Source organism: Sphingobium jiangsuense, from assembly GCF_014196495.1.
GTDB classification, from domain to species: domain Bacteria; phylum Pseudomonadota; class Alphaproteobacteria; order Sphingomonadales; family Sphingomonadaceae; genus Sphingobium; species Sphingobium jiangsuense.
In genome coordinates, this window is sequence record NZ_JACIDT010000001.1 from 283,561 (window position 1) to 303,990 (window position 20,430).

17 protein-coding genes are annotated in these 20,430 nt (G+C 66.6%); 9 read left to right on the forward strand and 8 right to left on the reverse strand.

Going from position 1 to position 20,430, the window contains the following annotated elements:
- Positions 1-335: 335 nt before the first annotated feature.
- The 8 genes from cysK to epsC all read left to right on the forward strand — a co-directional run bounded on the left by cysK (position 336) and on the right by epsC (position 8,898).
- Entirely contained in the window at positions 336-1,265 is a 930-nt protein-coding gene (gene cysK, locus GGR43_RS01355) for a cysteine synthase A (RefSeq protein WP_188070139.1), read from the forward strand.
- Positions 1,266-1,280: 15 nt separating this feature from the next.
- Positions 1,281-2,642, forward strand: a complete 1,362-nt coding sequence (locus GGR43_RS01360; RefSeq protein WP_188070140.1) for an FAD/NAD(P)-binding protein — start codon at positions 1,281-1,283, stop codon at positions 2,640-2,642.
- A gap of 281 nt (positions 2,643-2,923) precedes the next feature.
- Entirely contained in the window at positions 2,924-3,943 is a 1,020-nt protein-coding gene (locus GGR43_RS01365; protein WP_188070141.1) for a sulfate ABC transporter substrate-binding protein, read from the forward strand.
- 42 nt (positions 3,944-3,985) lie between these two features.
- Entirely contained in the window at positions 3,986-4,837 is an 852-nt protein-coding gene (gene cysT / locus GGR43_RS01370) for a sulfate ABC transporter permease subunit CysT (protein WP_188070142.1), read from the forward strand.
- Positions 4,834-5,673 carry a sulfate ABC transporter permease subunit CysW gene (gene cysW, locus GGR43_RS01375; protein WP_188070143.1) on the forward strand — a complete coding sequence of 280 codons (840 nt, stop codon included), beginning with the start codon at positions 4,834-4,836 and terminating at the stop codon, positions 5,671-5,673. The genes cysT and cysW overlap by 4 nt, the downstream gene beginning before the upstream one ends.
- Positions 5,670-6,620 carry a sulfate/molybdate ABC transporter ATP-binding protein gene (locus tag GGR43_RS01380; RefSeq protein WP_246343261.1) on the forward strand — a complete coding sequence of 317 codons (951 nt, stop codon included), beginning with the start codon at positions 5,670-5,672 and terminating at the stop codon, positions 6,618-6,620. Before cysW ends, GGR43_RS01380 begins: the two co-directional genes overlap by 4 nt.
- A gap of 684 nt (positions 6,621-7,304) precedes the next feature.
- Positions 7,305-7,910, forward strand: a complete 606-nt coding sequence (locus tag GGR43_RS01385) for a nitroreductase family protein (RefSeq protein WP_188070145.1) — start codon at positions 7,305-7,307, stop codon at positions 7,908-7,910.
- Positions 7,897-8,898: a serine O-acetyltransferase EpsC gene (gene epsC / locus GGR43_RS01390; RefSeq protein ID WP_188070344.1), complete on the forward strand. Its 1,002-nt coding sequence runs from the start codon at positions 7,897-7,899 to the stop codon at positions 8,896-8,898. The genes GGR43_RS01385 and epsC overlap by 14 nt, the downstream gene beginning before the upstream one ends.
- A gap of 97 nt (positions 8,899-8,995) precedes the next feature.
- Here epsC and GGR43_RS01395 read toward each other — a convergent pair whose 3' ends face one another.
- From GGR43_RS01395 to GGR43_RS01430, 8 genes are all read right to left on the reverse strand, one after another.
- Complete coding sequence (locus GGR43_RS01395; protein ID WP_284278300.1) at positions 8,996-9,799, reverse strand: ABC transporter ATP-binding protein; 804 nt, start codon at positions 9,797-9,799, stop codon at positions 8,996-8,998.
- On the reverse strand, positions 9,793-10,812 hold the full coding sequence (locus tag GGR43_RS01400) for an ABC transporter permease (RefSeq protein WP_188070146.1): 1,020 nt from the start codon (positions 10,810-10,812) through the stop codon (positions 9,793-9,795). The genes GGR43_RS01395 and GGR43_RS01400 overlap by 7 nt, the downstream gene beginning before the upstream one ends.
- A 26-nt stretch (positions 10,813-10,838) precedes the next feature.
- The gene (locus GGR43_RS01405; protein WP_188070147.1) at positions 10,839-11,912 is read right to left on the reverse strand and encodes an ABC transporter substrate-binding protein; all 1,074 of its coding nucleotides are present in this window, start codon (positions 11,910-11,912) and stop codon (positions 10,839-10,841) included.
- A 145-nt stretch (positions 11,913-12,057) separates the two neighbouring features.
- Positions 12,058-14,334, reverse strand: coding sequence for a TonB-dependent receptor (locus GGR43_RS01410; RefSeq protein ID WP_188070148.1), 2,277 nt, complete (start codon positions 14,332-14,334; stop codon positions 12,058-12,060).
- A 365-nt stretch (positions 14,335-14,699) separates the two neighbouring features.
- Positions 14,700-16,034: an LLM class flavin-dependent oxidoreductase gene (locus tag GGR43_RS01415; RefSeq protein WP_188070149.1), complete on the reverse strand. Its 1,335-nt coding sequence runs from the start codon at positions 16,032-16,034 to the stop codon at positions 14,700-14,702.
- 111 nt (positions 16,035-16,145) lie between these two features.
- Positions 16,146-17,234 carry an LLM class flavin-dependent oxidoreductase gene (locus GGR43_RS01420; protein ID WP_188070150.1) on the reverse strand — a complete coding sequence of 363 codons (1,089 nt, stop codon included), beginning with the start codon at positions 17,232-17,234 and terminating at the stop codon, positions 16,146-16,148.
- A gap of 20 nt (positions 17,235-17,254) precedes the next feature.
- Positions 17,255-18,487 (reverse strand): rhodanese-like domain-containing protein, encoded by a 1,233-nt coding sequence (locus GGR43_RS01425; RefSeq protein WP_188070151.1) that lies wholly within the window; start codon positions 18,485-18,487, stop codon positions 17,255-17,257.
- Positions 18,484-19,101 carry a cysteine dioxygenase family protein gene (locus tag GGR43_RS01430; RefSeq protein ID WP_188070152.1) on the reverse strand — a complete coding sequence of 206 codons (618 nt, stop codon included), beginning with the start codon at positions 19,099-19,101 and terminating at the stop codon, positions 18,484-18,486. The genes GGR43_RS01425 and GGR43_RS01430 overlap by 4 nt, the downstream gene beginning before the upstream one ends.
- A 462-nt stretch (positions 19,102-19,563) precedes the next feature.
- Between GGR43_RS01430 and GGR43_RS01435 the strand changes: the two genes are divergently transcribed.
- Positions 19,564-20,397 (forward strand): LysR substrate-binding domain-containing protein, encoded by an 834-nt coding sequence (locus tag GGR43_RS01435; protein ID WP_188070153.1) that lies wholly within the window; start codon positions 19,564-19,566, stop codon positions 20,395-20,397.
- Positions 20,398-20,430: the final 33 nt, after the last annotated feature.

A 20,430-nucleotide genomic window follows, 5' to 3' on the forward strand; every position in this document is an offset into this window, starting at 1 on the left:
CACGAGTCCGCCCCGCCCCGCGCGCGAACGCACAGGTAGCGGCGGCGGAAGGACCGCATTCCGGCCAAGGACGGATTCAACCCGGCAACCGGCATTTCTCATGATAACCCCCACCCGGCGAGCGCGGCGGCGCCCCATTTCCCTGCCGCCACGTTCACCTTGTTCCCGCGATACACCAGAAGGGGGCCGTTCTTCAAATCATTCCGCTGTCGCCGCTTCGCCATCAGGGCGAGAGGAATATCGGGCCATCGGCATATTGGGTGGTTGACGGACGCGCACCTATATGTCTACTTTTTTGATTATATTAATCAGACGACCCGAAGGAACCGAATCCCATGCGCTTTTCTTCCCTGCTGGAGGCGATCGGCAACACGCCGCATATCCGTTTGAACCGCCTTTACGGGGATTTGCCCTTGGGCAGCGAGGTGTGGATCAAGTCGGAGCGGAGCAATCCGGGCGGATCGATCAAGGACCGGATCGCGCTGTCGATGATCGAGGCGGCAGAGATATCGGGCGCGCTCCGGCCGGGCGGCACGATCATCGAGCCGACCTCGGGCAATACCGGCATCGGCCTGGCGATGGTGGCGGCGGTCAAGGGCTACCGGCTGGTGCTGGTGATGCCCGAGAGCATGTCGGTCGAGCGGCGGCGGCTGATGCTCGCCTATGGCGCCAGCTTCGACCTGACGCCCAAGGAGCGCGGCATGAAGGGCGCGATCGAGCGCGCGCTCGAACTGGTCGAGCAGACGCCGGGCGCCTGGATGCCGCAGCAGTTCGAGAACCCCGCCAATGTCGAGGTGCATGTGCGCGCCACCGCGCAGGAGATCCTCGCCGATTTCGCCAATGATCCGATCGACGTGCTGATCACCGGCGTGGGCACCGGGGGACACCTCACCGGCGTCGCCGGCGTGCTCAAGCAGCGCTGGCCGCATCTCAAGGCCTATGCGGTCGAGCCCACCCTCTCTCCGGTGATCAGCGGCGGCGCGCCCGGTCCCCATCCCATCCAGGGCATCGGCGCGGGCTTCATCCCCGCCAATCTCGACACCCGGCTGCTCGACGGCGTGATCCAGGTCGATCCCGCCGACGCCAAGGAGTTCGCCCGCAAGGCCGCCCGTCTCGAAGGCATGCTGGTCGGCATCTCCTCAGGCGCCACCCTCGCCGCCATCGCCCAGAAGCTTCCCGACCTCGATCCCGGCTCCCGCGTCCTCGGCTTCAACTACGACACCGGCGAACGCTATCTCTCCGTCCCCGACTTCCTCCCCGAATAGGCAAAGGAAAACAGCGTGAGCGGCGGCAAGACGATCGTCATAACGGGGGCCGGGTTCAGCGGCACCCTGCTGGCGATCAACCTGCTGCGCCAGCCGGACGTCCGCGTGATCCTGATCGAGCGGGACGGCGCACGGCTGGCGCGGGGCACCGCCTACGGCGCCTCGTGCCCGGAACATCTGCTCAACGTCCGCACCTCGAACATGAGCGCCTATCCCGACGATCCCGGCCATTTCCAGCGCTGGATCGGGGAGGAAGGCGACAGGGACGGCGGCATCCGCTTCGTCCAGCGCTCCACCTATGGCCGCTATCTGGCCGAGGAGCTGGCGGCGAACGCGCAGCGCGCCGGGGCGGACCGGCTGCGCATCATCGTCGGCGAAGCGGTGACGGCGGATCGGCGCGATCCGGCGGGTTTCGACGTGACGCTGGGCGACGGCGCCACGATCGCCTGCGATATCCTCGTCCTCGCGCAGGGCAATCTGCCGCCCGCCGACATTCCCGAATTGAGCGCTCTTGGCGAGGGCCTCTATCATGCGGACCCATGGGGCCGGGACTGGCTGACCGGCCTTGCCGCCACCGATCATGTGCTGCTGCTCGGCACCGGGCTGACCGCCGTGGACGCGATCCTCTCGCTCGACCGCGCGGGATTCCGGGGGAAGGTTACCGCCCTGTCGCGGCGGGGCCTGAAGCCGCAGGCCCATCTCGACAGCGGCCCGTGCACGGAAAGGACGGACCGGCCGCCGGTCGACGGCTCCCTGCTGGTCCGCCATGTGCGGCAGCGCGCGCAGGACGTCGGCTGGCACGCGGCAGTGGATGAGCTGCGCCCGCATATGCAGGACCTTTGGCGCAGGCTGGACGCGCAGGCGCAGAGGCGATTCCTGCGCCATCTGCGCCCCTATTGGGACATTCACCGCCACCGCATCGCCCCTTCGGTCGCCCGCCGCCTTCAGGACTGGATGGACGAGGGCCGGCTCGACTTCGAGGCGGGCAAGCTGGTCGGCGCGCTCGCGCACCGGGACCGCGCCGTCGTCGAATGGCGCGTCAGGGGAAGGGAAGAGCGGCGGCGGATCGACGTGGCGCGGATCGTCAACTGCACCGGCCCGCAGGGCGACATCAGCACCTGTCCGGACGCGCTGCTGCGCCATCTCTGTGCGCGGGGAACGATCCGGCCGGACGTCCATCGCCTCGGCATCGACGTCGACCGCTTCGGACGGGCGGTAGGCAGCGACGGCGCACCCCGGCTCGATCTCTATGCGGTCGGGCCGCTGACCAAGGGCGAGGCATGGGAAATCGTCGCCGTGCCCGACATAAGGCGACAGGTCTGGGACATAGCGCGCGCCCTCTCCCATGCCCATTGGGTGGGCGGCGAAGGGCTTTAGCCGGCTGCCGGGGGCGGCCTCCACCCGATGCGGCGAAGCCCTTCCATTCCCCCGGCGAATCGTCCCCATCGCGCCTCCATGCCCGCTTTTCCGGCCGGACCAAGCCGCGCGCCCACCCCGCCCGCGTCCCCGTTCCGCCAACCGCATCGGCGTGAAAAGGCGGCTTTTCGTGGCGCGCGGCGGCGAAAGCGGATAGGAGAGCTTTAGCGACAGCCATCCCAAATTTATTGTCAATCGAATTACTTGATTTTATAGGTCGGCCATTATCCGGGAGAATGACAATGCAGCGCCGCCCCCTCATCACCGCCATCATGGCCACCCTGGTGCTGGGCATCGCCGCATGTTCCGGCTCCGGCGGCAACAAGGCGAACTCGGTCCAGATCACCAACGTTTCCTACGATCCGACGCGGGAGCTGTATCAGGCGATCAACCCCGCCTTCGCCACCTATTGGAAGCACAAGACCGGGCAGGACGTCACCTTCCGCATGAGTCATGGCGGGTCCGGCAAGCAGAGCCGCGCGATCATCGACGGGCTGGAGGCCGACGTCGCCACGCTGGCGCTGGGGTACGACATCGACGCGATCGCCGAGCGGGCGAAGCTGCTGCCGCAGGACTGGCAGAAGGCGCTGCCCGACAACAGCGCGCCCTATACCTCGACCATCGTCTTCCTCGTCCGCAAGGGCAATCCCAAGGGCATCAGGGACTGGGGCGATCTGGTGAAGCCGGGCGTGCAGGTCATCACCCCCAATCCCAAGACCAGCGGCGGCGCGCGCTGGAATTTCCTCGCCGCATGGGTCTATGGCCGCAAGGCGGGCGGATCCGACGCCGCCGCCGAAGCCTATGTGAAACGCCTGTTCACGCAGGTGCCGGTGCTCGACAGCGGCGCGCGCGGCTCCACCACCACCTTTGTCGAGCGCGGCATCGGCGACGTGCTGCTGGCGTGGGAGAATGAGGCGTTCCTCGCCGAAAAGGAACTGGGCGCGGGCAAGTTCGAGATCGTCATGCCGTCCATCTCCATCCTTGCCGAACCCCCGGTGGCGGTCATCACCGCCAATGCGAAGAAGCACGGCACGGAAGAGGTCGCCAAAGCCTATCTGGAATATCTCTATACCCCCGAAGCGCAGACCGCGATCGCGCATAATTTCTACCGCCCGCGCAACCCGGAGGTCGCCGCCCAGTTCAAAAAGCAGTTCCCGGACATCAATCTGGTGACCGTCGACGAGGCGTTCGGCGGCTGGGCCAAGGCCCAGAAGCAGTTTTTCGACGATGGCGGGGTGTTCGACCGCATATACGGGAAATAAGCGGACCATCCCCACCTCCTTCTATCGAGCAGGCCTCTGCAGATGACTTCACTTTCCCTCTCGCGCGGGCGCTGGCGCCAGCCTTCCGTGCTCCCCGGTTTCGGATTGACCTTTGGGGTTTCGGTGATCTGGCTGTCGCTGATCGTCCTCATCCCGCTCGCCACCATCTTCCTCCGATCGGCGGGAATGGGCTGGTCGGATTTCGTCGCGGCGGGCTTTTCCGACCGGGCGCTGGCCGCCTACAGGCTCAGCTTCGGCACCGCCGCCGCCGCAGGGCTGGTCAATGTCGTGTTCGGCCTGCTCATCGCCTGGGTGCTGGTGCGATACAGCTTCCCCGGCAAGCGGGTGATCGGCGCGCTGGTCGACCTGCCCTTCGCGCTGCCCACCGCCGTCGCGGGCATCGCGCTGACGACCATCTACGCGCCCAGCGGCTGGATCGGCCAGTTCCTCGACCCGCTGGGGGTGAAGGTGGCGTTCACGCCGCTCGGCATCACCATCGCGCTCATCTTCATCGGCCTGCCCTTCGTCGTCCGCTCGGTGGAGCCGGTGCTGGCCGACATGGGGCTGGAGGTCGAGGAAGCGGCCGCGACGCTGGGCGCGGGGCGCGCGCAGACCTTCTTCCGCATCATCCTGCCCTCGATCCTGCCCGCGCTTATCACCGGCTTCGCGATGGCGTTCGCGCGCGGCGTCGGCGAATATGGGTCGGTCATCTTCATTTCCGGCAACATGCCCGGCAAGACGGAGATCGCGCCGCTGCTCATCGTCACCCAGCTGGAGCAATATGCCTATGACGGGGCGACCGCGATCGCGACGGTGATGCTGGTCGTGTCCTTCGCGATCCTGCTGCTGCTGAACGGCTATCAGACGCTTCGCCGCAGGAGGATGGGCGCATGAGCATTCATCGCTCCACCACCGAAAGGCGCGCGACCCGGATATTGCTGATCCTCGTCGCGCTCGCCTTCCTCGCCTTCTTCCTGCTGCTGCCGCTGATCGCCGTGTTCGGGGAGGCGCTGAAGCAGGGCATCGGCGGCTTCGCCAATGCGGTGACGGACCCGGACGCGCAATCCGCGATCCGGCTGACGCTGATGGTCGCGGCGATCAGCGTGCCGCTCAACATGGTCTTCGGCGTCGCGGCGAGCTGGGCGATCAGCAAATACGACTTCAAGGGCAAGAGCCTGCTCGTCACCCTGATCGACCTGCCCTTTTCGGTGTCGCCGGTCGTGTCCGGCCTCATCTTCGTGCTGCTGTTCGGCGCGCAAGGCTATCTGGGACCGTGGCTGGCCGATCATGGCATCCGGGTGATCTTCGCCGTGCCGGGGATCCTCCTCGCCACCATCTTCATCACCTTCCCCTTCGTCGCGCGGGAGCTGATCCCGCTGATGCAGGAACAGGGCCGCGCCGACGAGGAAGCCGCGCTGTCGCTCGGCGCGAGCGGCTGGCAGACCTTCTGGCGCGTGACGCTGCCCAATATCCGCTGGGGGCTGCTCTACGGCGTGCTGCTCTGCAATGCGCGGGCGATGGGCGAATTCGGCGCGGTGTCGGTGGTGTCCGGCCATATCAGGGGCGAGACGAACACCATGCCGCTGCATGTCGAGATCCTCTACAACGAATATAATTTCGTCGGCGCCTTCGCGGTCGCCTCGCTGCTGGCGCTGCTGGCGCTGGTAACCCTCGTCGCCAAAAGCGTTCTCGAATGGCGCTTCGACCTCCACTCGGGAGCCAAGCATTGATCCGCGTAAACAACCTCACCAAGCGCTTCGACGATGTCAGCGTGCTGCGCGACATCAGCCTGTCGGTGGAGCCGGGGGAATTCATCGCGCTGCTCGGCCCGTCCGGCTCCGGCAAGACGACGCTGCTGCGCATCATCGCGGGCCTCGAATTTCAGGACGAGGGCGAGGTGCTGGTCGATGGGCGGGACGTGTCCGGTCTCAGCGTGCGGGACCGGCAGGTGGGCTTCGTGTTCCAGCATTATGCGCTGTTCCGCCACATGACGGTCGCGCAGAATGTCGGCTTCGGCCTCAGCGTCAGGAAACGCAACCGCCCGCCGAAGCGGGAGATCGAGGCCCGCGCGCAGGAGTTGCTGCGGCTGGTGCAGCTCGACGGCCTCGGCAAGCGCTATCCCAGCCAGCTTTCCGGCGGCCAGCGACAGCGCGTGGCGCTGGCCCGCGCGCTGGCGATCGAACCGAAATTGCTGTTGCTGGACGAACCCTTCGGCGCGCTCGACGCCAAGGTGCGCAAGGACCTGCGCCGCTGGCTGCGCGACCTGCACCGGCAGATGGGGCTGACCTCGATCTTCGTCACCCATGATCAGGAAGAGGCGCTGGAGCTGGCCGACCGGGTGGTGGTGATGGACCATGGCGTGATCGAGCAGATCGGCACGCCGGAGGAAATCTACATGGAACCGGCGACCCCGTTCGTCTCGCATTTCGTGGGCGAGACGAACCATCTGCCCGACGGCCTGCACGTCCGCCCGCACGACCTGCGCATCGTCGAGGAAGGCGGCGAGGCGGTGCTGGTCGACAATGTGTTCCGCAAGGGCGGGGTCTGGCGCGTCGAAGGCGTGCTTTCCGGCACCGGCGAGATCGTCGAGATCGATCTGGACGCCGGATCGCCCGCGCCGCAACCGGGCGCGACGATCCGCGTGCAGCCGCTGCGGTCGAAGAGTTTCGGGGGATAAAGAGCGCGGCACACCGTGCTATAAAGAACCAACGGCCCCCAACCGTTCGCCCCGAGCTTGTCGACCCGAAGGGCGACCAAGGGTCAACGGCTGCTTTTCTCTTGGGGCTAGAAGAAGGACAGGGCTTCGACAAGCTCAGCCCGAACGGTTTGCTTGTGTCAGTTTTGGAGAGGAAGCATGAGCGGCATATGGCCGCAGCCCCCTTTGTCGCCCCAGCGCAGGCTGGGGCCGCTGGCCATGTCGCGCTCCATCTCCTGAGATGCCAGCCTGCGCTGGCATGACGTGATGGGCCGAAGGCGATCGCCCACCCCAAAAGAAAAGCTTCACCCGCCGCAAAGAAGGATTGCGAGACATTTGACAACCGATTGAGTAGAGAAATCACAGGCACCCGCCTCGCGGCTTTTGATTCATGTCAGCTTGCTCCGCGTCACCAACGGCTAAAGCGCACGAATCCCTCGCGACAACGCCGGCTTCGTGTTCCGCACAAGGAGAATACGAATGACCCGATCCGCCCCCCGACGTCCCCGCGCCAACGCCGTTCCCCCGCGCGCGGCGCCCTTGCCTCATCCCTCATGGCTCCGGTACAACCCGGACGCGCCCTCCCCTGCGCAGGCCATCAGGGCCGATGAATTCTGGGCAAGGCTGGGCATATGATTCCCCCTTTATCATAAAAGGACATCCCATATGAGCACCCATCTCCGCTCGACGCCCTTCGCCGTCGATCCGCTGTTTCTGGAACGCTGGTCGCCGCGCGCCTTCGACGGGACGTCGATCGACGAAGAGCAGCTGCTGACCCTGTTCGATGCCGCGCGCTGGGCGCCGTCGGCCTTCAACTACCAGCCGTGGCGGTTCGTCTACGCACAGCGCGACAGCGCCGTGTGGCAGGAGTTCCTCGACCTGCTGCTGCCGTTCAACGCCGCCTGGGTGAAGGATGCCGCCGCGCTCATCTTCGTGCTGTCCGACACGCTGATCGTGCCGCCCGGCAAGTCGGAGGCGCAGCCGGCGACCAGCAACAGCTTCGACGCGGGCGCCGCATGGGCGCTGCTGGCGTTGCAGGCGCGGCGCCTCGGCCTTCACACCCATGCGATGGCCGGGTTCGACCAGGCGAAGGCACGCGGCTATTTCGACCTGCCGGACCGCTACCGGATAGAGGCGGCGATCGCCGTCGGCCATCTGGGCGACAAGGGCAAATTGCCGGAAGCCTTGCAGGCGCGCGAAGTGCCGAGCGACCGCCTGCCCGTCGAGGCGCTGGCGTTCCGCGACGGCCTGCCGGACGATCTCGCCGGGTAGTGCCAGGGTGGAGGGCTATTTCGATCTCGATCCGATCGTCGCGCGGCTCAGCACCATTCGCCGGAACTGGCGGTCGGTGCAGGCCCATCATGGCGAATATGGGGAAGACAGCTTCCCCTCGCGCGGCGATCTCGGCAAAATCATGGGGGCACTGTGCGGGGCGCTGTTCCCGCTGCGCCTCGGCCCGGCCTTCGTCCGGCTGCACAATGAGGACGCCTTCGTCGCGCAGACCCTCCAGACCGCCTTGTCGCGCCTCTACGGGCAGATCCGGCTGGAGCTGATCTATGCGGCCAGCGACATCTCCCACAGCGCGATCGACAGCCAGGCCGCGCAGATCATCGCCGATTTCGCGCAGGCGCTGCCCGATCTGCGCCTGCTGCTCGACACCGATGTGGAGGCCGCCTTCCTCGGCGACCCGGCGGCGCGCAGCGTCGATGAGGTGCTGATCTGCTACCCCTCGATGCTGGCGATCATCCACCACCGGCTCGCCCACCATCTCCACGGGCTGGGCGCGCCGCTGGTCGCCCGCATCATCTCCGAGCTTGCGCACGGCAAGACCGGCATCGACATCCACCCCGGCGCGCGGATCGGCGAAGGCTTCTTCATCGACCACGGCACCGGCGTGGTGATCGGCGAAACGGCGATCGTCGGCAAGCGGGTCCGGCTCTATCAGGGCGTGACGCTGGGCGCGCGCAGCCTGCGGCTCGGCACGGACGGCGTGACGGGACGGGGCGAGCGCCGCCACCCGGTCATCGAGGACGATGTCGTCATCTATGCGGGCGCGACGATATTGGGCCGCATCACCATCGGGCAGGGGTCGGAGATCGGCGGCAATGTCTGGCTGACCAGCAGCGTGCCGCCCGGCAGCCGCATCACCCAGGCCCATGTCGAAAACCGCGTCACCGCGATCAGGATGAACGGCAGGCAGGCCCCGGCCGCCTCCGTGACCGCGGCGGTTCCCGGCCCGAAGGACCAGCCGCCCGGCTGAGGCCGGTTCCACGCCGGAACGGAAAAGGCCCGGTTCGACCTGAACCGGGCCTTTCGCGTTTTAAGGGCCGCCGGACGGTTCCCGGCGATCGCGCGCTTCACAATATGTCGGAATGGCCGACGACTTCCAATATGCGCCGCCGCAACTCCACGAAATGCCGGTCGTCGCGGTGGCGCGGATAGTCCAGCCCGACCTCGAAGGAGGCAGCGATCCGCGCCGGGCGGGGCGTGAAGACCAGCACCCGCTGGGCCAGCAGCAGCGCCTCCTCCACATCATGCGTGACCAGCAGCGTGGTGAAGCCCGCATTCTGCCACAGCCGCAGCAGCTCGGCCTGCATCGTCATCCGGGTGAGCGCATCGAGCTTGCCCAGCGGCTCGTCCAGCAGCAGCAGGCGCGGGTCGTTGACCAGCACGCGCGCCAGCGCCGCCCGCTGCGCCATGCCGCCCGACAGCTGGTTGGGATAGGCGTCGGCGAAGCCGTCCAGCCCGACGAGATGCAGCACCTCGTCCACCCGGCGCGCGCGATCGGCGATGCCGCGCGCCTCCAGCCCCAGCCCCACATTCTGCCGCACCGTCCGCCACGGATAGAGCGTCGGATCCTGGAACACGAGCAGGCGCGACGGGTCCGGCCCGACGATCCGTACGCCGTCGGCGCCGATCTTGCCCCGGCCGGGCTGTTCGAGCCCGGCGAGCAGGCGCAGCAGCGTGGACTTGCCGCAGCCGCTCGGCCCCAGCAGCGCGACGCACTCGCCCGGCTCGACGGTGAATGTCACATCGTCGAGGACATGGAGCAACCCGCCGCCCGGCGTCGGGTAATGATGGCTGACGCCGCGTATCTGCGCGCGGATGCCGACCGGGGACGGCGCCTCGCGCGTCAGGGGAACCGTCACCGCGCTCACCACCGCACCAGCTCCTTCTGCCAGGCGAGAACCCTGTCGCGCACGAGGAACAGCAGGGAGATGAGGCCGGAAAACAGCAGCGCCATCAGGATGAGGACGCCGTAGAGATTGGCATAGGCGGCCCACCCTTGCGCCCATTGCAGGTAGAAGCCCAGCCCGGCCTTCACCCCCATCATCTCCGCGACGATCAGCACCGCGAAGGACGCGCCCAAACCCATGAACAGGCCGACGAACACGCTGGGCAGCGCGGCGGGAATGGCGATGCGGGCGATCAGGAAACGCTCATTGGCGCCGAGCGTGCGGGCGATGTCGTAATAGGCGCTGTTGACGCCGCTGATGCCCGACGCGGTCAGCACCGCGACCGGAAAGCCCGTCGACAGCGCGATCAGGAAGATGCTGGCGCTGTTGGCCGACGGGAAGAAGAAAAAGGCGACCGGCAGCCAGGCCGTTGCGGGCAGCGGGCCGACGATGCGCAGGATCGGGTGTCCCCAATAATGAACGGTGCGCGACCAGCCGATCGCCACCCCCGCGCCGAAGCCGGCAAGCGCCCCGGCGACGAAACCGGGCACCAGCAGCCAGGCGGAATACCAGAGGCTTTCCAGCAGCCGCGCATAATCGTCGGTATAGACTTCCAGTATCGACTGCGGCGGCGGGAAGAAAGGCAGGGGCAGCAGCGCGGTCTTGGCGGTGAGGACGACCCACACCGTCAGCAGCGCGCCCAGCGCCACCAGCCAGCGGCCCGCCGGATGGAAATAGCGCACCTGCCGCGTCCGCCCGCCGAATATCGCCGCGCCCAGCAGCAGCACGCCCAGCGCGCCCTGCGCCATGGCGAGCAGCGGCGTGCGCGCCCAGGGGGAGAGATCCGGCCAATGATAGTTGATCGCCGACCCCGCCAGCCACACCGTCGCGGCCACCGCGCCGGTGGTCCAGAAGGGCGGGGCTTCCCTCGCGGCCGGCCAGTCGGCGGTGGCGGCGATCGCGGGAAGGTCGGGGGCATGATGCGCAATGTCGTTCATGATGGGGCCCTTCGGCTGGAACGGGATCAGGTGAAGAGATTCTGGACGGTGCGCTCGGCGAAGCGTTGCGGGTCGGTATCCGCCTTCATCACCCCGATGTCGCGCAGTTCCCCGGCGTACAGGGCGATATCGCCGATCAGGTCGGTGCCGACCGGGTGCACGCCATGGGTCTGCGTGCGCAGCACCCCGGCAATATCCTCGACGCTCGCCTTCGCATAGGGCGCGAACAGGCGGGCGGTCTGCTCCGGGTCGCCCTGGCACAGCTTCGCGGCCTGCACCAGCGAGGAAGCCAGCGCGCGGGCGCTTTCCGGGTCGTCCCGCAACAGCGATCCGCCCGCCCCCACCACGCAGCAGACGCGGCGGTCCCACGGCTTGGTCAGGTTGCTCAGCACCTCGACCAGATCGCCGCGCGAATCCTGCTCCATCTTGTAGAGGATCGGGTCGGAATCGGCGATCGCCTGCACCTCGCCCTTGCGGATCGCCTCGCCCAGCAGCGGCTGGGGATAGGCGCGCCACTCGACGTCGCGCTTGGGGTCGAGCCCGTGATATTTCAGCAGCACCGCGAAGGTGTTGAACGCCGCGCCGTTGATGTCGGACAGACCGATCACCTTGCCCGCAAGGCTCTTCGGATCGGGCGTGACGCCCGCCGCGCGCGACCCCGACATGCGGATGCACCCGCCATGCGTGCCCGCGATCAGCCGCACGTCGAACCCCTGCTCCAGCGGCTTGATCCAGCGCATGATCATGCCGATCCCCGCATCCGCCTTGCCGGTGGAGAGCGCCTCCAGCATCTGGTCGGTCGGCCCGGCGAAGTTGAACAACTCGACCTCCAGCCCATGGTTGCGGAAGATGCCGAGTTCCTTCGCCAGCAGCACCGGGGCGAGGCAGATCGCATTGGCGTTCCACGCGAGGGTCAGCTTGCGCAGCCCGTCGGCGGTATAGGCGCGTTCGGGCGCGCGGCGTGCGAGGCCGACGCCCAGCGCCCCCGCCGCCAGCGCCACGCCCCCGCCGATGAGCAGCGCGCGCCGCCCCGTCAAAGCGCGCGCGGCGAGCGGCGGCGGTTCGGCTATGTCGTCGGGCACATGCTGTATCTCGGTCATCGAACGATCCGGCCAGAGGGTCCTGCGCCAGCGATGCTAGTGCAGGAGCGAAAGGAGCGAAAATTGGCTTTGCTCATATGGATATCCGCAACGCTCATCGGGAATGCGGCCCTTCCCGATGGCGATGCCCCTTGGGTATGGGCACCTAGCGGAAGGTCTTGCTGAGGGTGATATTCACCATCCTCGGCAGGTTGTAGGCGGCATAATGGTTGGGATAGACGCCCGAATTATTGGGCGTGTAGGTTAGCATCTGCGCCCGCCGCAGGTCGAACAGGTTGGTCACGTAGAGCCCGGCCGCCCAGTCCCCGTCCTCGCTGGTGTAGTTGATCGTCCCGTTGACGAACAGCTGCTTCTGGATCCGCGTCTGCGCGGTGTTGTAGATGTCGGACCAGCGCGCCGATTCATATTGCGCGTCCAGTCCGATCCGCCACGCGCCCTCGACGCGCAGCGGCAGCCGGTAATTGACCGCCACCGAGGACTGCCAGCGCGGCGCCAGCGGGAATTCCAGCCCGACGAGCGTGGTGCGGCCCGGCAGGTTGGCGGGCAGCACGGCGGAGAAATTCTTGTAGGCGGTCTTGAGCCAGGCGGCGGACGCATCGATGCGCAACCCGTCGAACGGCAGCGCCGACAGCTCGAACTCCGCCCCGTAGGTCTCGCCGCTGGCGGCGTTCAATATGCCGCTGAACGACGGGGTCGTCGGCGTCGCGGGCGATGTCGCGCGGACCTGCAAATCCTTGATCGCATTGTGGAAGACGGAAAGGTTCGCGGTCAGGTTGCCGCCCGCCAGCGTCGATTTGAGGCCGGTTTCCCATGTCGTGATGACCTGCGGCCGATAAGGCTGGGACGATCCGACCAGCGAACTGGAGCGCAGGTCGAAGCCGCCGCTCTTGAACCCCTTGGACCAGGACAGATACTGGAACAGCTCCGACGCCCATTGCGCCTGCAAACCGACCTTGGGCGAGAAGTTGGAGAAGCTGCGCCGTTCCGGGCGGACATCGTAATTATTCTGGAACGGACCGAACAGGTCGGCATAGACGCGCGGGTCGTAATCCCATTCCTGCGGATGGTGGAGCGGCACGCTGACGCTGGTGCTGATCAGCGAGCGGAAGCCGCGCCGGTCCTGCGTCCAGCGCCCGCCCAGCGTCAGCGTGAAGCGGTCGTCGAACGCGTATTTGGCCTGCCCGAACACCGAATAGCTGGTGGTCCGCAGCCAGTTCTGGACCGCCGACACCGACCCCACATTGTCCACCGTCGACCCCGCCGCCTGGCTCAGGCGATCGTTCATGAAATATTCGTAGAAATAATAGAAGCCGAGGACGAAGTTCAGCTTCTCATATTCGCCGTTCAGGTTGAGTTCCTGCGTTTTCTGATATTGCCGGAAACCGGCATGGCTGTCGCCCTTGATCGCCTGCACGCCGTCATTGTCGTAATAAATGGGGCCGTCGAGGCCGCGATAGGCCGTCACCGACTTCAGCACGAGATGATCGTCCACCTCGTATCGCAGGGTCAGCGATCCGCCATAGGCGTTGGTGTAGTTATAGGGCAGGGTGTTCGACCAGGTGAGGTCGGGATCGGTCCGGTTGCCCGTGCCCGTCACGCCGTCGGGCTGGTTGATCGGCGTATAATAGCTCTGCGTCGAGCGGTCGAACATCGCATCGGCGGAAAGGGTGACCGTCAGCCGGTCGGTCAGCCGCGACTTCAGCTTGCCGCGCAGCACCCAGAGATCGAGATCGTTCACATCGCGGTTGAGGGGGACGCTCCAAGTCCAGCCGTCGCGGACATGGCGGATCACCGAAAGCGAACCGTTGAGCTTGTCATCGGCGAGAATCCCGCCATTGGCCCGCAATTTCAGGTTCACATTGTCGAACGAGCCATAGCTGCCGCTGACGTAAAGCTCCGGTTCGGCGGTCGGATCCCTGGTGATGAAGCGGATCGCGCCCGCGCTGGAATTGCGGCCGTAGAGCGTGCCCTGCGGACCGCGCAGCACCTCCACCCGCTCCAGGTCCGGCGCATCGTAGAGCGACCCCACGGTGCGGGCGAGATAGACATCGTCGACATAGACCGCGACCGTCGGTTCGGGATAGGTGTCGGTTTCGCCGATGCCGCGGACGGCGTAGGTCTGCGTCGTGTAGGCGGTGGAGCGCTTGGGCGCGAGCAGGCCCGGAATCCGGCCGGAGAGATCGCGGAAGGTCGCGACCTGCTGCTGCTCTATGCCGTCGGAGGTCAGCGCCGTCACCGCGATCGGCGTACGCTGCACGCTTTCCTCGCGGCGGGAGGCCGTCACGATGATGTCCAGCCCGCCCGAAGCCTTTTCCGCATCGGCCAGCGGCTGCTCCGCCACGGCATCCGCCACCTCTTCCGCCGCCAGCGCTGGCGCCGCGAGCAATGCACCGATACCTGCCCCGGCCAGCCACCGGACCATCAGCCTTTTCGAATATATCATAGGATATCAAGCCCCCGATTTCATCAAACAGGGGGAACAATAGGAGGCAAATGCGCGGCTCGATATTGACAATATCTTATAGCGGCAGGAATATTGCCAATATAGTTTGAAATATTCATATATTCCTTCGTCTATATATTTAAATCTCATAATATATCTTCATTCCAAATAAGCATATATATCCGGCGATGATCTTCACCGTCCGCAACGAAAATGGGCCCGCCTTTCCGACCGGGAAAGACAGGCCCTTTTCCTCATCTGTCAGCAGTCATAATTTGACGCCGATCCCATAGTAAAAGCCGCCACGCGCGCGGATGGGACGCCTTCCGGCATCCTGCCGCCCGTCAGGCCGCGCTGCGGCGGCTACGGGCGAGGGTATGGCGGTTTTCCGGCTTGGGCAGGCCCAGCGTGTCGCGGAAGGTGCCGCCCGGATAGTCCTGCTTGTAGATGCCGCGTTTCTGGAGGATCGGCACCACCTGATCGACGAAGAGGTCGAGCTGTCCGGGCAGCGGTTCGAACAGGTTGAAGCCATCCGATCCCCGTTCCTCCAGCCAGTTCTGGAACCGGTCGGCGATCTGCTCCGGCGTGCCGACGAACTGGCCTCGCGGGGTCGCGAGGCGCAGCGCGATCTCGCGCAGCGGCAGGCCCTGCCGGGCCAGCTCCAGCACGCGGGCGGAGCCGCTCTGGTTGCTCTTCAGCCCCTCGGCGGCGACCTCCTGCGGAAAGGGGCCGTCCGGGTCATATTGGCTGAAATTATGGTCGTTGAACGACCGGCCGAGCGCCCGCAGCGCATTTTCCAGCGTGACGAGGCTCGCCAGTTCCTGATGCTTCGCCTCGGCCTCCGCTTCGGTCGAGCCGATCACCGGACGCGCGCCCGGCACGATGAACAGCTGTTCGGGATCGCGCCCGAAGCCCCGCGCCCGCGCCTTCACGTCGGCGTAAAAGAGCTTCGCCTCCTCCAGATCATTCTGGTGGGTGAAGATCGCCTCCGCATGCTTCGCCGCATAGCTGCGGCCGTCCTCGGACGATCCGGCCTGAAAGATCACCGGCTGCCCCTGCGGCGAGCGGGAGATGTTGAGCGGCCCCTTGACCGACAGGAATGCGCCCTTGTGGTTCAGCTCATGCAGCTTGTCGGGATCGAGGAACTGCCCCGTTTCCTTGTCGCGGACCAGCGCATCGTCCTCCCAGCTGTCCCACAGCCCCTTGACGACCTCCAGATATTCCTCGGCGAGGCGATAGCGCACGTCATGCGCCAGATGCTCTTCCTTGCCGAAATTGGCGGCGCTGCCTTCCAGCCAGGACGTCACCACGTTCCACCCCGCCCGGCCGCCGCTGATATGATCGAGCGAGGCGAACTGCCGCGCCAGGTTGAAAGGCTCGGTATAGCTGACCGTCGCCGTGCCGACGAGGCCGATATGCTCGGTCACCGCCGCCAGCGCCGACAAGATGGTCAGCGGCTCGAACCGGTTGAGATAATGCGGCGAGGAACGGGCGTTGATCGACACGCTGTCCGCGACGAACAGATAGTCGAACTTGCCGCGCTCGGCCGTCTGCGCCTGCCGCTTGTAGAAGGAAAGGCTGGTGCTGGCGTCGACCTGCGCATCGGGATGGCGCCAGTCGTCCCAGCCGGGGCCGACGCCGTGCAGGATGAAGCCCAGTTTCAGTTGGCGCTGTGTCATTCAAGTCTCCCGTGAAAGTGGTCCCGCCCACAGTGCGACCGGCACCGGGGCGGGTCCAATTGGAAGGGCTGAACTGCTGCTGAGTAATGCTTGACTGGGACCGTCCGGCACTCAGCCCGCCAGCGCGACCGGGGCGGCGCCGCGCTCCGCGACCTTCCGCCGCACCAGCGGGATGAGATCGCGGCCGTAGCCGATGGCGTCGCCCAGCGGGTCGAAGCCCCGGATCAGGAAATGGTCGATGCCGACCGCGACATAATCGAGCAGCGCGTCGGCCACCTGTTCGGGCGTGCCGACCAGCCCGGTGCTGTTGCCCTGCGCGCCGGTGAGCGCGGCCACCCCGGTCCACAGCCGGCTGTCGCGCCGGTTGCTGCTGGCGGTTTCGAGCAGGCGCAGCGACCCGGCATTGGGCGGGCGATGGCCGCTGAGCGGCAGGCCCGCCGCCTCGCGCCGGGCGCGCACCTGATCCTCTATCTCCTTCGCGCGCTTCCACGCGGCTTCCTCGGTATCGGCGATGACCGGACGCAGCGACAGCGAGAAGCCGGGGTTGCGCCCGTGCCGCGCCGCCGCCTGCCGCACGCGCCGCACATTGTCCGCGACCTGTTCCAGCGTCTCGCCCCAGAGCGCATAGACATCGGCATGGCGCCCGGCGACCTCAATCGCCTCCGGTGAGGAGCCGCCGAAGAACACCGGCAGATTGACCGGCTTCACCGCGCTCGACCCCTGCTTCACCTCGTAGAAGCGGCCCTTGTGGTCGAAGGGGCGCACCGCGCTCCATTCCTGCTTCACGATGTCGAGATATTCGTCGGTGCGCGCATAGCGATCCGCCTTGGTGGTCGCGGTGTCGCCGTCGCGCGCCATTTCCTCGTCCGCCCCGCCGGTGATGATGTGCACCGCGACGCGCCCGCCCGACAGCTGGTCCAGCGTCGCGAGCTGGCGCGCGGCCAGCGTGGGCTGGGTGAAGCCGGGGCGATGGGCGACCAGGAAGCCCAGCTTCGTGGTGATCGCGGCGGCGTGGGCGGCGACGATCTGGCTTTCCGGCGTGGACGATCCGAACGGGATCAGCACCCGGTCGAACCCGCCTTCCTCCTGCGCTCGCGCCGCCGCCTCGACATAGTCCTTGTCGAGCGCGCGGTCGCGCGCGCCGCCATGGATTTCCGAGCTGTTGTTGAAGCCGATATAGCCGATGAAACGGACGGTCATGATAAGTCTCCCGTTATGGATCAGATGACGAAAAAGCCGTGGGTGCCGTCCCGCGCCAGTTGCGCGACGAGGCCATATTCCCATTCCAGATAGGCCTGCATGGCGGCGGCGCGGTTGTCGGTGCCCTCATAGGGCCGCTTGTAGCGCCCCTCCGGCCCGCGCGGCGGCGGCGCGGCGTCCCGCCCGGTTTCCAGCTCGCCGTCGAAACCGGCGTCGAGCACCAGCACCTCCCAGCCCATTTGCGCCAGCCAGGATGCGGTCATGTCCGCACCGACGCCCCGGTCGTCCGACAGGACGATCCGCGCGCCGCGCACCGGCGCATAATGGTCGGTTTCCTGCACCAGCTGCCCGCCCTGCGCATTGCGGAAGCCCGGCAGATGCCCCGCCTCATAGCGATCGGGCAGGCGCACGTCGTAGAGATAGAGGGTGCGCGACGCATCGGCCTTCAGATAGGCCAGCTCTTCCGTGGAGATGCGCCGCACGCCCGCGCGATAGGCGACATTGCGCGCCCGCTCGCGCGCGTCGCCGGCGCCTTCGATCTCGATTTCCGGCGCGATCCTCTGCTGCCCCGTGTCGAGGCTCTGCCCGGCCAGCGTCCAGCCGATCGTGCCGTTGCGGAGGGCGAAGACGCGGTTGGCCACGCCCGCGTTGATGAGGGACTGGGTGCCGATGATGCTGCGCGTGCGGCCCGCGCAATTGACGATGATCGTCGTTTCCGGGTCCGGCGCCGCCGCCGCCGCGCGCAACACCAGCTCCGCCCCCGGCGCGCTCTGCCCGGTCGGGATGCTCATCGTCGCATATTCGTCGAACCGCCGCGCGTCGAGAACGACGATATCCGCCTGCTCCTCGATCAGCGCCTGCACCTGCTCGGCCGGAAGGGACGGGGTGTGGCGCCGATGCTCGACCAGCTCGCCGAACGCCTTGGAATAGCTGTTCACATCCTCGAACAGCTCATATCCGGCATCGCGCCAGCCACCCAGCCCGCCTTCCAGTTCCCGCACATTGCTGTAGCCCAGCGCGGCGAAGCGGACGGCGGCCTTGAGCGCCAGCCCCTCGCCATCGTCATAGACGACGACCGGCGTGTCGCGGCGGGGGATGCGCCAATGCGCCTCCGCCTCTATCCGCGCCAGCGGGATCTGCGCGGCGAAGAGCGGATGGCCGCGGGCGAACGCGTCCTCCGTCCGCACGTCGATCAACGCTATTTCCTCGCGCGCCAGCAGCGCCTTGCGAACATCTTGCGGCGACAGGCTCATAGGGATTTGGACCTGTCCCAGATATTGGGCACGACATCATTGGCGTAGCCGGAGATGAAAGGCCTGGCGGTTCCGTCGAGGTCGAACACCGCACGCTCCACCGCGCCGATATTCGCGCCATAGACATGGATCGACACCGACACCGCGTGGGGCAGCCCGTTCGACACGCGGTGGACATCCCCGATGCGCGGCGAGAGGATATCGACCTCGCCGGGCCGCAGGCGCTGGACTTGGCCCACCCGCGCCAGCCGCCCGTCCTCGTCGCGCTCGAACTTCTCGACCAGCTCCTCGCCGCGCAATATGCCGACAAGGCCCCAGACGCGGTGGTCATGGATCGGCGTCGATTGCCCCGGTCCCCAGATGAAGGCCACGACGCTGAACCTTTCCCGGCTGTCGCAATGCAGCAGATATTGGCGATAATAATCGGGATGGGGAATGGCGAAGGCCGCCGGAAGCCAGTCGTCATGGGCGACCAGATCGGCGAGCAGCCCGCTGCCGCGCACCAGGATCAGGTCCTCGTCGTCGGTCTCCGACAGCACGGTGCCCAAGGCGGTGACGAAATGGCGCAGCGGCGAGATATCCACCGCCTTGGGAAAAGCGAGGGCAAGGCTCATGCGCCGCCTCCCACGTTGCGCGGCGGCGGCGCGCCGTCGCGATGAGCGGCGATGGCGGGTGACGGCCAGCGCGATCGTCTTGTCGAAAGGAAGGTTCGGCGAGCCCGGCTCATATCTGCCTCCGATTGATGAGGCGGACAGAGAAAACCTATATCTCAATCAATTCAATTGAGTTTTCTCCGGCCATTGATGACCGCCGCTCATAATCCGCGCCAGGCGTGGCGCGGCGCAGGCATCCGCAGGCACGGTATTTCCTGCCCTTCCGCCGGGAATCCACGTGAACCGCCGCTTCGCCGTTCGCGCCGGAGGATAAAGAAGGGGTTCAGCCGCCCGCAGGAAAATTATCTACCAATTTAATTGACAAATATGCGGCCGGATCATTTTAATATGGGCAAGACTGGTTCCACCGTCACCAGCGGCGATCCTCCCTTCCCTGCCCCGAAGAGATAGTCAGGACACGTCATGCCGGTAAATCTTCCGACCAATCTGCTGCGCAGCTTCGTCGCCATCGTCGATACGGGATCGATGCTCAACGCATCCGAACAGGTGTTCGTCACCCAATCCGCGCTCAGCCTGCAAATCAAGCGGCTGGAGGAACTGCTCCAGAAATCGCTGTTCCACCGCGACGGGCGGCGGCTGTCGCTGACGGCGGCGGGCGACCTGCTGCTCGATTATGCGCGCAAGGTGCTGGCGCTGCATGACGAGGCCGTCTCCGCCGTCACCGAAGGGCGCTTCACCGGCCCCGCGCGCGTCGGCATGGTGCAGGATTTCGCCGAAACCATGCTGTCCGGGCTGCTCGCGCAGTTCGCCGACCTGCACCCCGATGCGCAGATCTTCGCGCGCGTCGCCGGGACGGCCGAACTGCTGGAGCTGCTGGAGCGGCGGGAGCTGGACATCGCGCTGGGCTTCGCGGCGATCAACGATCCCAACGCGGTCAACCGCGCGCCGATGGGCTGGTTCGGCAAGGCCGAGCTGCTGCGGCGCGACATCATCCCGCTGGCGGTGCTGGAGCCGCCCTGCCGCTTTCGCGAGGCGGCGATCCGCGCGCTGGAGGACAGCGGCCGGTCCTACCGCATCGCAGTCGAGACCCCCAATCTCACCACCTTGCGCGCGGCGGTGGACGCCGGGCTGGGCATCACCTGCCGCACCCAGATCTTCCTGAAGGAAAATCCGCTGGAATCGCCGCTGCTGCCGCCCCTGCCGCAGGTCGCCTGCATCCTGCGGGTCGCGCCCAATCTGGAAGGGGCGACGAAGCAGCTGGCGGAGCTGACCTCGAAAACGGTGACGAGCCTGTAGGGCCGCCTATTTCAAACATTCATCAGCGCTTCA